Origin of the sequence: Ramlibacter sp. (assembly GCF_035706265.1) — a bacterium.
GTDB lineage: Bacteria > Pseudomonadota > Gammaproteobacteria > Burkholderiales > Burkholderiaceae_C > Ramlibacter.
Map to the genome: position 1 here is coordinate 1 of NZ_DASSVG010000111.1, position 11,829 is coordinate 11,829.

Annotated in this window: 9 protein-coding genes, 6 tRNA genes and 1 pseudogene; 14 read left to right on the top strand and 2 right to left on the bottom strand. The window is 68.6% G+C overall.

The window, feature by feature from the left end:
* Positions 1 to 272: pseudogene (locus VFM98_RS04275) on the bottom strand (hypothetical protein); the annotation flags it as partial.
* 97 nt (positions 273 to 369) lie between these two features.
* The gene (locus tag VFM98_RS04280) at positions 370 to 726 is read right to left on the bottom strand and encodes an ArsC family reductase (RefSeq protein WP_325108662.1); all 357 of its coding nucleotides are present in this window, start codon (positions 724 to 726) and stop codon (positions 370 to 372) included.
* A gap of 74 nt (positions 727 to 800) precedes the next feature.
* Between VFM98_RS04280 and folC the strand changes: the two genes are divergently transcribed.
* The 14 genes from folC to VFM98_RS04350 all read left to right on the top strand — a co-directional run bounded on the left by folC (position 801) and on the right by VFM98_RS04350 (position 11,675).
* The gene (gene folC / locus VFM98_RS04285) at positions 801 to 2,093 is read left to right on the top strand and encodes a bifunctional tetrahydrofolate synthase/dihydrofolate synthase (protein ID WP_325108663.1); all 1,293 of its coding nucleotides are present in this window, start codon (positions 801 to 803) and stop codon (positions 2,091 to 2,093) included.
* A gap of 10 nt (positions 2,094 to 2,103) precedes the next feature.
* Positions 2,104 to 2,862, top strand: coding sequence for an SPOR domain-containing protein (locus tag VFM98_RS04290; protein ID WP_325108664.1), 759 nt, complete (start codon positions 2,104 to 2,106; stop codon positions 2,860 to 2,862).
* Positions 2,862 to 3,350 carry a CvpA family protein gene (locus VFM98_RS04295; RefSeq protein WP_325108665.1) on the top strand — a complete coding sequence of 163 codons (489 nt, stop codon included), beginning with the start codon at positions 2,862 to 2,864 and terminating at the stop codon, positions 3,348 to 3,350. Before VFM98_RS04290 ends, VFM98_RS04295 begins: the two co-directional genes overlap by 1 nt.
* Before the next feature lie 16 nt (positions 3,351 to 3,366).
* Positions 3,367 to 4,875, top strand: a complete 1,509-nt coding sequence (purF, locus tag VFM98_RS04300; RefSeq protein WP_325108666.1) for an amidophosphoribosyltransferase — start codon at positions 3,367 to 3,369, stop codon at positions 4,873 to 4,875.
* A gap of 3 nt (positions 4,876 to 4,878) precedes the next feature.
* Positions 4,879 to 6,090 carry an O-succinylhomoserine sulfhydrylase gene (locus VFM98_RS04305; RefSeq protein ID WP_325108667.1) on the top strand — a complete coding sequence of 404 codons (1,212 nt, stop codon included), beginning with the start codon at positions 4,879 to 4,881 and terminating at the stop codon, positions 6,088 to 6,090.
* On the top strand, positions 6,087 to 7,469 hold the full coding sequence (gene gltX, locus VFM98_RS04310; protein WP_325108668.1) for a glutamate--tRNA ligase: 1,383 nt from the start codon (positions 6,087 to 6,089) through the stop codon (positions 7,467 to 7,469). Before VFM98_RS04305 ends, gltX begins: the two co-directional genes overlap by 4 nt.
* Before the next feature lie 35 nt (positions 7,470 to 7,504).
* A tRNA-Ala gene (locus VFM98_RS04315) sits at positions 7,505 to 7,580 on the top strand.
* A 61-nt stretch (positions 7,581 to 7,641) separates the two neighbouring features.
* Positions 7,642 to 7,717: transfer RNA gene (locus VFM98_RS04320), tRNA-Glu, on the top strand.
* A gap of 46 nt (positions 7,718 to 7,763) precedes the next feature.
* A tRNA-Asp gene (locus VFM98_RS04325) sits at positions 7,764 to 7,840 on the top strand.
* Positions 7,841 to 7,872: 32 nt separating this feature from the next.
* Positions 7,873 to 7,948, top strand: a tRNA-Ala gene (locus tag VFM98_RS04330).
* Between the two features lie 28 nt (positions 7,949 to 7,976).
* A tRNA-Glu gene (locus VFM98_RS04335) sits at positions 7,977 to 8,052 on the top strand.
* A gap of 46 nt (positions 8,053 to 8,098) precedes the next feature.
* A tRNA-Asp gene (locus VFM98_RS04340) sits at positions 8,099 to 8,175 on the top strand.
* A gap of 641 nt (positions 8,176 to 8,816) precedes the next feature.
* Entirely contained in the window at positions 8,817 to 10,196 is a 1,380-nt protein-coding gene (locus VFM98_RS04345) for a HAMP domain-containing sensor histidine kinase (protein ID WP_325108669.1), read from the top strand.
* Positions 10,197 to 10,205: 9 nt separating this feature from the next.
* The gene (locus VFM98_RS04350) at positions 10,206 to 11,675 is read left to right on the top strand and encodes a sigma-54 dependent transcriptional regulator (protein WP_325108670.1); all 1,470 of its coding nucleotides are present in this window, start codon (positions 10,206 to 10,208) and stop codon (positions 11,673 to 11,675) included.
* The last annotated feature ends 154 nt before the right edge of the window (positions 11,676 to 11,829 follow it).

Here is an 11,829-nt window from a genome sequence, read left to right on the forward strand (position 1 = left end):
AGCGCGCCGCCGACGGTGCCGATCAGCATCGCCGCGGCGGTGCCGGCGCCGCCGCCGATCTGGCTGCCCACTGCGGCGCCGGTGATGGCGCCCGCCAGGCCACCCATGCCCGAAGTCTGGGGCTGGGCCTGCACCATGCCCGGCACGCAGTTCTGCCGCGGGACGGCGACCTGCTGGATCACGGGCTGGGACGAAATGACGTTGCCGACTTCCTGCGCCGAGGCCCCGAAGGCCACGAGGCCGAGGGCCGAAAGAAGGACGGTATGTTTCATGGCAAGAACTCGTTCTGGACTGCTGATGCTGAAAGTCTAGACAGGCGGCCCAGCCGTTTGCAGGCTTTACAGTAAAGCGCCGGTAAAAATACCTGGCTCAGGTACTCTTTCGCGCCTGCCACGCGGCGGCGTCGAACCCTACGGTCACGGCGCCGTCCGGCCACTCCACCACCGGCCGCTTGATCACGCTCGGCTGGGCCAGCATGAGCTCGCGTGCACCGGCCTCGTTGCCGGCGCGCAACTGCGCCTGCGCCTCCAGCTTGCGCCAGGTGCTGCCCTGGCGGTTCAGCAGCTTTTCCCAGCCGGCGGTGCGCAGCCACGCATCCAGGTGCTGCGCCGGCACGCCGCTCTTCTTGAAGTCGTGGAACGCGTAGTCGACGCCCTGGTCCGCGAGCCACGCGCGCGCCTTCTTCACCGTGTCGCAGTTGGTGATGCCGTAGAGGGTGGGAACCATGCGGCCATGATAGCCAGGGGTCCACCGCGACCCTGCGGCCAGGATAGCCAGAGGCCAACCGCGACAATCGGGGGATGGACAACCTCAGCGACTGGCTGGCGCATTGCGAGCGCCTGCATCCGAAGAACATCGCGCTCGGCCTCGACCGCGTCGAACAGGTGGCCGCGCGCCTGGGGCTGCGCTTCGAGTGCCCCGTGATCACCGTGGCCGGCACCAACGGCAAGGGCTCCACCTGCGCCATGCTGGAGGCCATCGCGCTGCAGGCCGGCTGGCGCACCGGCGTGTACACCTCGCCGCACCTGGTGCAGTTCGAGGAGCGCTGCCGCATCGCCGGCGAGAGCGCCAGGGAGCAGGACCTGCTGCCGCACTTCGAGCGCGTCGAGGCGGCCCGCGCGCTCGACGACGTGGCGCTCACCTACTTCGAGTTCACCACGCTGGCGATCCTGAGCCTGATGGCGGCCAGCCGCCTCGACGTCGCGATCCTGGAAGTGGGGCTCGGCGGCCGGCTCGACGCCGTGAACGTGATCGACACCGACTGCGCGATCATCACCAGCATCGACGTCGACCACGCCGAGTTCCTGGGGTCGGACCGCGAGACCATCGGCCGCGAGAAGGCCGGCATCCTGCGGCCCGGCAAGCCCGCCGTGGTGAGCGATCCGATGCCGCCGCACAGCGTGGTCCAGCATGCCGAGGCGCTCGGCGCCGACCTCTGGCTGCTGGGGCGCGACTTCAATTTCTCCGGCGACAAGCAGCAGTGGGCGTGGGCCGGGCGCGGGCGGCGCTATGCGGGCCTGGGCTATCCGGCTTTGCGCGGTGCCAACCAGTTGCTCAATGCCTCCGGCGTGCTGGCGGCGCTCGACGCGCTGCGCCAGCGGCTGCCGGTGACGGCGCAGGCGATCCGCAACGGCCTGGCGATGGTCGACCTGGCGGGCCGCTTCCAGATCATCCCCGGCCAGCCGGCGCTGGTGCTGGACGTGGCGCACAACCCGCACGCGGTGGCGGCGCTCGCGGCCAACCTCGATGCCATGGGCTTCTACCCCGCCACGCACGGGGTGTTCGGCGCGATGGCGGACAAGGACCTCGCGGCCATGCTGGCGAAGATGGGCCCGCTGGTGGACCGCTGGTACTTCACCGACCTGCCCACGCCGCGCGCGGCGAGCGCGCAGGCGCTGCTGGCGCAATGGCAGGCAATGCCGCAGCGGCGCGACGTGTCCGCGAGCACCCACACGAGCCCGCAGGACGCCCTGCAGGCCGCCGTGGCTGCGGCCGAGCCCACTGATAGAATCCTCGTGTTCGGATCGTTCTTCACGGTGGGCAGTGTGCTCACGCACGGCGTGCCGCGCCTGTCTTCCAAACATCTGGGCTGAGCCCCTCCCGATGGCCTTGTTCAAGTTGCGCAAGAAGGCCGACGCTCCGATGGCGGCGTCGGCTCCCGCCGAAAGCATCGAAGCGATGCGGCGGCGCGCCCGCCACCGCCTGATCGGCGCCGTGGTCCTGGTGCTGGTCGGCGTGATCGGCTTCCCGCTGCTGTTCGACACCCAGCCCCGCCCGGTGGCGGTGGACATCCCGATCGAGATTCCCGACCGCAACAAGGTCAAGCCGCTGCCGCCGCTGCCCGCTTCGCCGGCCCCGGCGGTCGCCGGCAAGGTGGCGAGCGCGCCGGTGATCACCGAGACCCGGCAGGAGGCCGGCCTGCCGCCGGCGGAGAGCAAGCCGCCGGTCGTGGCCGCGCCGGCACCCGCGAAGACCGAGCCGCCCAAGGTGGCCCGCACCGAGCCGCCCAAGGTGGCGAAGGCCGAGAGCGCCCCCGAGAAGAAGCCGGAACCGCGCGAGGAAGCGCGGCCCGAACCGAAGGTGGAAGCGACCAAGGCCCAGGCGCTGCTGGAAGGCCGGTCGGTCGATGCGGCCGCGCGCTACGTGGTGCAGGTCGGCGCCTTCGCGGAAAAGGAAAAGGCCCGCTCGGCCCAGCAGAAGCTGGAGCGCGCGGGGCTGAAGAACTACACCAACGTCGCCGAAACGAAGAACGGGCCGCGCATCCGCGTGCGGGCGGGTCCCTTCGCCTCGCGTGCCGAGGCCGACCGCGCGGCGGAGAAGATCAAGAGCCTGGCGCTGCCGGCCGCGATCCTGTCGCTGTAGTGGCGGTGCTCGACTGGGTGGTGGCCGCCGTGCTGGCCGCGTCGGTGCTGCTGGGCCTGTGGCGGGGGCTGGTGTACGAAGTCCTGTCGGTGCTGAACTGGCTGGCGGCCTTCCTGCTGGCGCAGTGGCTCGCGCCGCGCGCCGCCGCGCTGATGCCGCTGGGCCACGCCGGCGAGTCCATCCGCTACGCTGCGGGGTTCGCGGTGGTGTTCATCGCGGCGCTGTTCGCGGGCGGACTGCTGACGTGGCTGACGAAGAAACTGGTCGCCGCCGTCGGCCTGGCCCCGGTGGACCGGGCCCTCGGCGGCATCTTCGGGCTGGTGCGCGGCGCGGTCGCCGTGCTGGTGCTCGCGGTGGTGGTCCACCTCACCGGCCTGAAGGAGAGTGCCTGGTGGACGGAATCGATGACGGCCGGCGTGGCGACGGCGGCCTTGCGTGGATTGAAGCCGGTGGTGCCCGAGCGGTTCGGCGCCTACCTGCCGGCGTGAAGGAAAGCGAAACACTATGTGCGGAATCGTCGGGGTCGTCAGCCAGGGCCCGGTCAACCAGCTGATCTACGACGCCTTGCTGCTGCTGCAGCACCGCGGACAGGATGCCGCCGGCATCGTCACCCAGCAGGGCCGCAAGGTCTACATGCACAAGGCCAAGGGCATGGTGCGCGACGTGTTCCGCACCCGCAACATGCGCGCGCTGCCGGGCAACGTGGGCCTGGGCCAGGTGCGGTATCCGACCGCCGGCAACGCCTACAGCGAGGAGGAGGCCCAGCCCTTCTACGTCAACGCGCCCTTCGGCATCACGCTGGCGCACAACGGCAACCTCACCAACGCGCAGGCGCTGAAGGCGGAACTGTTCTCCACCGACCACCGCCACATCAACACCGAGAGCGACACCGAGGTGCTGGTGAACGTGTTCGCGCACGAACTGGAGCGCACCACGCGCAACGTGCCGCTGACGCCGCAGGACGTGTTCGCGGCGGTGGCCAACGTCCACCGGCGCATCCGCGGCTCCTACGCGGTGGTGGCGCTGGTCGCCGGCCATGGCCTGGTGGCCTTCCGCGATCCGTTCGGCATCCGGCCGCTGTGCATCGGCGTCGGTGCCGACGGCACCGTGATGGTGGCGAGCGAATCGGTCACGCTGGAAGGCACGGGCCACCGCTTCGAGCGCGACATCGCGCCCGGCGAGTGCGTGTTCGTGGACATGCAGGGCCAGGTGCACGCCGCGCAGTGCGCGCAGGACCCGAAGCTCTCGCCCTGCATCTTCGAGTACGTGTACCTCGCGCGGCCCGATTCGGTGCTGGACGGCATCTCGGTCTACCAGGCGCGCCTGAACCTCGGCGAGACGCTCGCCAAGCGCGTGATCTCCACCGTGCCGCCCAACGAGATCGACGTGGTGATCCCGATCCCGGAATCGAGCCGCCCGAGCGCCATGCAGCTCGCGCAACTCCTGGGCATCCCGTACCGCGAGGGCTTCGTCAAGAACCGCTACGTGGGCCGCACCTTCATCATGCCGGGCCAGGCGGTGCGCAAGCGCTCGGTGCGGCAGAAGCTCAACGCCATCGCGAGCGAATTCGCCGGCCGCAACGTGCTGCTGGTGGACGACTCGATCGTGCGCGGCACCACCAGCCGCGAGATCGTGCAGATGGCGCGCGACGCCGGCGCCCGCAAGGTCTACATGGCCAGCGCCGCGCCGCCGGTGCGCTTCCCCAACGTGTACGGCATCGACATGCCCACGGCGACCGAACTGGTGGCCCACGGCCGCACGGTGGAACAGGTGCGCGAGATCATCGGCTGCGACGCCCTGATCTACCAGGACGTGGAAGGCATGAAGAACGCCATCGGCAAGCTCAACGCGCGGCTGGACGGCTTCGACGCCTCCTGCTTCGACGGCGTGTACGTCACCGGCGACATCAACCCCGAGGACATCGCCCGCATCAACGAGGCGCGCGTCGGCCAGGAGGATCCGCTGGAGGAAACGACCTCGCGCCTGTCCATCCCCAACCCGCAGGAGGCCTGAACCATGCAAGGCAAGACCCTGCCCCCCGGCCTGCGCCGCGAGACCCTGGCGGTGCGCACCGCGCTGCCCCCCAGCCAGTGGGGCGAGAACTCCGAGGCGCTGTACCTCACCAGCGGCTTCGTGCAACCGGACTCCGAGACTTCGGCGCGCCGCTTCGCCAACCCGCAGGAAGGCTACACCTACGGCCGCACTTCGAACCCGACGACCACCAGCTTCGAGCTGCGCCTGGCCGCGCTGGAAGGCACCGAAGCCGCCATCGCGACTTCCACCGGCATGGCCGCCATCCTGCTGCTCTGCATGGGCGTGCTCAAGGCGGGCGACCACGTGGTCTGCTCGCGTTCGGTGTTCGGCTCCACGCTGAACCTGTTCGCCAAGGAGTTCGGCAAGTTCGGGGTGGAGAGCACCTTCGTCTCGCAGACCGAGCTGCAGGAATGGCAGCAGGCGATCAAGCCGAACACGAAGCTGCTGTTCGCCGAGACGCCCACCAACCCGCTCACCGACGTGTGCGACATCCGCGCGCTGGCGGAGCTGGCGCACGGCGCCGGCGCGCTGCTGTGCGTGGACAACTGCTTCTGCTCGCCGGTGCTGCAGCGGCCGACCGAGCTGGGCGCGGACTTCGTGATCCACTCCGGCACCAAGTACCTGGACGGCCAGGGCAGGGTGATGGCCGGCGCCATCTGCTCCTCCGCGCGCTGGATCAACGAGGTGTTCGCGCCGATCGTGCGCACCGCCGGCATGAGCCTGGCGCCGTTCAATGCCTGGGTGGTGCTCAAGGGCCTGGAGACGCTGGACATCCGCATGCGGCAGCAGTGCGCCAACGCGCTGGCCGTGGCGCAGTTTCTCGCCGCGCATCCGAACGTGACGCGGGTGTACTACCCGGGGCTGGAATCGCATCCGCAGCACGCGCTGGCCATGCGCCAGCAGTCGGGGCTGGGCGGCGCCGTGGTGTCGTTCGACGTCAAGGGCAGCGACCCGGCCAGCCTGCGCGCCAACGCCTTCAAGGTGATCGACAGCGCCCAGGTCATGAGCATCGCCACCAACCTGGGCGACACCAAGACCATCATCAGCCACTCGGCCACCACCTCGCACGGCCGCCTCAGCGAGGAGCAGCGCCAGGCGGCCGGCATCGGCCAGGGCCTGATCCGGCTGGCGGTGGGCCTCGAACATCCCCTCGACATCCAGGACGACCTCCTGAGGGGCCTGGAACAGCTGTGAAAATCCGAACCCGCTTCGCCCCTTCGCCGACCGGCTTCATCCACCTCGGCAACATCCGCTCCGCCCTCTATCCGTGGGCCTTCGCCCGCTCGCAGGGCGGCACCTTCATCCTGCGCATCGAGGACACCGACCTGGAGCGCTCCACCCAGGCCGCGGTGGACGTGATCCTCGAGGGCATGCGCTGGCTGGGCCTGGACCCCGACGAAGGGCCCTACTACCAGATGCAGCGCATGGACCGCTACCGCGAGGTGCTGGCGCAGATGCGCGAGCAGGGGCTGGTCTATCCCTGCTACATGAGCGTGGCGGAACTCGACGCCCTGCGCGAGCGGCAGATGGCCGCCAAGGAGAAGCCGCGCTACGACGGCACCTGGCGCCCCGAGCCGGGCAAGACGCTGCCCCCCGTACCTGAAGGCGTGCAGCCGGTGTGGCGCTTCCGCAATCCCCTCGAGGGCACGGTCCGCTGGGACGACAAGGTCAAGGGCCGCATCGAGATCCGCAACGACGAACTCGACGACCTGGTGATCGCGCGGCCCGACGGCACGCCCACCTACAACTTCTGCGTGGTGGTCGACGACATCGACATGCAGATCACCCACGTGATCCGCGGCGACGACCACGTGAACAACACGCCGCGCCAGATCAACATCTTCCGCGCCCTCGGCCAGGAGCCGCCGGTGTTCGCGCACCTGCCCACCGTGCTGAACGAGCAGGGCGAGAAGATGAGCAAGCGGCACGGCGCCAAGCCGGTCACCTGGTACCGCGACGCCGGCTTCCTGCCCGACGCGATGGTGAACTACCTGGCGCGCCTGGGCTGGTCGCACGGCGACGACGAGATCTTCAGCCGCGAGCAGTTCCTGCAGTGGTTCGACCTCGAGCACCTGGGGCGCAGCGCCGCGCAGTTCGACGAGGCCAAGCTGCGCTGGGTGAACGCGCAGCACATGAAGCTCGCCAGCGACGAGGCGCTGGCGCTGCGCGTGCGCGACCTGCTGGAGCAGCGCGGCGTGCAGGCCGATGCGCGCCTGAGTGCGATCTGCGGCCTGCTGAAGGACCGCTGCGACACCCTGGTGGCGCTGGCCGACTGGGCGCAGCGCTTCTACACCGAGGTGCAGCCCGATCCGGCGGAGTTGCAGAAGCACATCACCGACGGCGTGCGGCCCGCGCTCGGCATGCTGGCGAAGATGCTCGAGTCCTGCCCCTGGACCAAGGAGGACATCGCGCTCGCGATCAAGGAAACGCTGCGCGCCACGGGCCTGAAGATGCCGCAACTGGCGATGCCGGTGCGCGTGCTGGTGATGGGCACGGCGCAGACGCCCTCGGTGGATGCGGTGCTCGCATTGAGCCAGCGCGACGTTGTGGTCGAGCGACTTCGAAACGCCTGACTTTTCAGTGTAGAATTCAAGGCTCGACACCTGCAGGGGGTATAGCTCAGCTGGGAGAGCGCTTGCATGGCATGCAAGAGGTCAGCGGTTCGATCCCGCTTACCTCCACCACACAAGTGTCGAGAAGAAGAGAAGAGGTAGCGCGTCCGCAGGGCGTGCGTCCCAAGGTTTCGACCCTATCGTCTAGAGGCCTAGGACATCACCCTTTCACGGTGAGTACCGGGGTTCGAATCCCCGTAGGGTCGCCAAGTTTGGCTGCACTTGGCCCGCAAGGGCGCGAAGCAGCTCCGACGCGGAGTGGTAGTTCAGTCGGTTAGAATACCGGCCTGTCACGCCGGGGGTCGCGGGTTCGAGTCCCGTCCACTCCGCCAGTCTTGCGAAAAGTGAGAACGGAAATCCCGAGGGGGGTATAGCTCAGCTGGGAGAGCGCTTGCATGGCATGCAAGAGGTCAGCGGTTCGATCCCGCTTACCTCCACCAGGTTTTCCGTTTGCTTGGTCCAGGTTTTGACCCTATCGTCTAGAGGCCTAGGACATCACCCTTTCACGGTGAGTACCGGGGTTCGAATCCCCGTAGGGTCGCCAAGTTTGGCTGCGCTTGGCCCGCAAGGGCGCGAAGCAGCCCCGACGCGGAGTGGTAGTTCAGTCGGTTAGAATACCGGCCTGTCACGCCGGGGGTCGCGGGTTCGAGTCCCGTCCACTCCGCCAGATTCACGAAAGCCCTGCTCCTGCGAGCAGGGCTTTTTCGTTTCCGGGCCCGGATCGTCCTTTTGGGGCTGGCATGCGCATTGCAGAGAAGGATGATGCGCCCATGCAGCGCCGATGCGTCGGATTCCCTTTTCCGGCGTGCTTCTGCTTACAAGCAGGGGCGCGCCGGAACCGCCATGGCGCGGCGCAGTCCACTGTTTTCAGCCTCGAACGGGCGGTTCTGTCAAGTGGCACAAAGCCGGAGCGCGCCACACCGCCTGTCCATATCTTTGGCACTTTGGTGCCGAGTTGAACGTGACGAATTGCAAGTTCATCACGAAGCCATTAATAATGAAATCGCTCAGGCGAGAACTGGGCCAGGACGGGACCGAGGGGGGCCCGGCCTTCGAAGCAGGAGGATCTCCGTGAAGCACTTCGCCGGACTGCCTGGCGGTGGCTTGCGTTTCCCAGCGGTGCTGCGCCTCGATCGGTGGCGCTGGCCGCGCCGTGCTTCGCCCGACCTCGTCTTCGCCGCGGCCGCCGAAAGCGCGGTCAGCGCAGTCACGGCGCCCACGGCGGCGCCCGCGCCGGCATACGCGTCCGCTGGCGCCACCGTCCGGACCGCTTCGCCAGGTGCGAAGGAATCGCGGCCGGCCGCTCCCGTGCGGTCCTTCAACCTGCTGCGCTGGTTCTCGATCGCCAGTCTCGCGGCGCTGCTGCCGGTGGCCGCCGTCACCGGTACCGTGCTGTCGCATTTCGTCACGCAGCAGGCGCTGCAGCGTGATGCGCTGCTGACGGCCCAGTTCATCTACAACTGCCTGGGCGTGGAGGCGGCGCAGATCGGCGCGGTGAGCCTGGTGCCCTTCCTCGACCCGCGCGTCGACACCTGGACGGCCGGCCTGTCGCCCAAGGTCGTGGCGCAGGCCCGTTCCGAGGTCTACGAGCACCTCGAGACCCTGCCGGACGTGCTGCTCACGAGCGTCTACGCGCGCGACGGCAAGATCGTCTGGTCCACCAACCGCGACCTGATCGGCACCTTCACCACCGAGAACGACGAGCTGCGCGAAGCCTTCGCCTCCAAGATGGACGTGGCCAAGCACCACGCCGGCAACATGTCGGAGCGGGCGGAACAGCGCTTCGTGGTGGAACCCAAGGAGTTCTTCATCGAGAACTACGTGCCGCTGACCGATCCCAAGGGCGAGGTCGTGGCGGTGGTGGAGGTCTACAAGGAGCCGCGCCACCTGATGGACTCGATCCGCACCGGCCAGGTGCTGGTGTGGATGACGACGCTGGCGGGCGGCTTCGTGATCTACCTGGGCCTGTTCAGCATCGTGCGGCGCGGCTCGCGCGTGCTGGCGCAGCAGCAGCGCCAGCTGCTGGAGGCGCAGTCGCAGGTGTTCGCGGGCGAGATGGCCACGGCGCTGGCGCACAGCCTGCGCAACCCGCTGGCGAGCGTGCGCTCCAGCGCGGAACTGGCCGCCTGCACCGACGACCTGCCGGTGCGCAAGAACGCGCAGGACATCATCACCCAGGTCGATTTCCTGTCGCAGTGGGTGCGCGAATTGCTCCTGTACTCGCGCCCGATCGCCGGCGAAACCGAGGCGGTGGACCTGTGCGCCGTGCTGGACAGCCTGCTCGCCTCCTTCGCGCCGACCTTCGAGCGCGCCAAGGTGCGGGTGGTATGGGAGCGCGGGGCCGCCTGCGGCAACGCGGTGCAGGGCAACACCTCGCTGCTGCGGCAGGCGCTGCACAGCGTGGTCTCCAACGCGGTGGAGGCCATGCCCCGCGGCGGGGAGCTGCGCATCGAGATGCGCAAGGTGAAGAACCCGGATGGCGTGGATCTTGTATTCGCCGATTCCGGGGTGGGCATGACGGAGCAGCAGATGGAGTCCGCCTTCCGGCCGTTCCATACCACCAAGTCCCATGGGCTGGGGGTGGGGCTGCCGATGGTGAAGCGGGCGATGGAGCGCTTCGGTGGTTACGTGGCGCTGAGCAGCGAGCCGAATGTCGGCACGCAGGTGCGCCTGCATTTCAAGGCATAGGAAAGAGCAATGGGCAAGACCGTACTGGTGGTGGAAGACGACGCCATCCAGCAGGCCAACATCAGCGCGTACCTGACCCGCAACGGCTGGGAGGTGCAGGCCTGCGGCTCCGCCGAGGAAGCGCTGGGGCTGTTCGACACGCTGCATCCCGATGCGGTGGTGACGGACCAGCGCCTGCCGCGCATGACAGGCATCGAGCTGCTGACGAAGTTCCGCGAGAGCGACCCGATGGCCAAGTGCATCGTGATGACGGGCGACGACAGCGCCCAGACCGCGGTGCAGGCGATGAAGGCCGGCGCGTACGACTACATCCTCAAGCCGGTGTCGATGGCCGAACTCAACCTGCTGCTGGAGCGGGCGGTCGGCGCGGCCAAGATGGAGCAGGTGCTGCAGTTCCACCAGCAGCGCCAGGCCAGCGGCGCGGGCCTGAGCTCCCTGATCGGCGAATCGCCGGCCATGCAGGAGATGAAGGCCACCATCCGCCAGGTGCTGGAAGCCGAGCGCCGCGTCGCCGACGGCGACCTGCCCGCGGTGCTGGTGCACGGCGAGACGGGTACCGGCAAGGAGCTGGTGGCGCGCTCCATGCACTTCGACGGCGCCCGCGCCGCCGGGCCCTTCGTCGAGATCAACTGCGCCTCGATCCCCTCGCACCTGCTCGAGTCCGAGCTGTTCGGCCACGAGAAGGGCGCCTTCACGGACGCCAAGGAGCGCCGCACCGGCCTGGTGGAAGCGGCCGACGGCGGCACGCTGTTCCTCGACGAGATCGGCGAGATCGACCTGTCGCTGCAGGCCAAGCTGCTGAAGCTGCTGGAGGAAAAGACGGTGCGCCGCATCGGCGCCGTGAAGGAGCGCAAGGTCAACCTGCGCATCATCAGCGCCACCAACCGCGACCTGGCGGCCATGGTGAAGCAGGGCACCTTCCGCAGCGACCTGTATTTCCGCCTGCGCATCATCACGGTCAACGTGCCGGCGCTGCGCGACCGCGGCACCGACATCCTGCTGCTGGCGCGCCACTTCCTGCAGACGCACGGCCGCCGGTACGGCAAGCCCAACCTGCGCTTCAGCCCGGACGCCGAGGCGCAGCTGCTCGAATACTTCTGGCCCGGCAACGTGCGCGAGATGCGCAACATGCTGGAGCAGACGGTGCTGCTGGCGCCCAACGACGTGATCAGCACCGCGCAACTGGCCCTGTGCCCGAGCCTGGCGCCGGAGTCGAAGTTCGAGCGCGACTTCAAGGGCTGCAACCAGCCGTGCATGTCGGTGCCCAAGAGCAACGGCGGCACGGACATGCAGGACCTGGCGGAGATGGAGCGCACGCTGGTCGTGAAGACGCTGGAGCGCACCGGCTGGAACGTCACCAAGTCCGCCAAGCTGCTGGGCCTGTCGCGCGACATGATGCGCTACCGCATCGAGAAGATGGGCCTGCAGCGCCCGGTGGACCAGCCCGGCTCGGGCTTCGGCACGCTGCAGGAATACTGAGACCGCGCGCGCCGCGAGGGGCGCGGATCCGCGAGGTCCGTGCCCTTTTTCGTCGGGCGGTGCCTGGTCGAAGAGGTTTAACGCAAAAGCCGCGAAAGTCTCGCAAAAGCCGCAAAAGAACATCCTTTTAAAGGATTCCTTTTGCGGCTTTGGC

What these genes read in the sequence shown, in the direction of transcription:
- VFM98_RS04280 (WP_325108662.1), bottom strand. Translation starts at nt 726, where the DNA reads ATGGTTCCCACCCTCTACGGCATCACCAACTGCGACACGGTGAAGAAG.
- folC (WP_325108663.1), top strand. Translation starts at nt 801, where the DNA reads ATGGACAACCTCAGCGACTGGCTGGCGCATTGCGAGCGCCTGCATCCG.
- VFM98_RS04290 (WP_325108664.1), top strand. Translation starts at nt 2,104, where the DNA reads ATGGCCTTGTTCAAGTTGCGCAAGAAGGCCGACGCTCCGATGGCGGCG.
- purF (WP_325108666.1), top strand. Translation starts at nt 3,367, where the DNA reads ATGTGCGGAATCGTCGGGGTCGTCAGCCAGGGCCCGGTCAACCAGCTG.
- VFM98_RS04305 (WP_325108667.1), top strand. Translation starts at nt 4,879, where the DNA reads ATGCAAGGCAAGACCCTGCCCCCCGGCCTGCGCCGCGAGACCCTGGCG.
- VFM98_RS04350 (WP_325108670.1), top strand. Translation starts at nt 10,206, where the DNA reads ATGGGCAAGACCGTACTGGTGGTGGAAGACGACGCCATCCAGCAGGCC.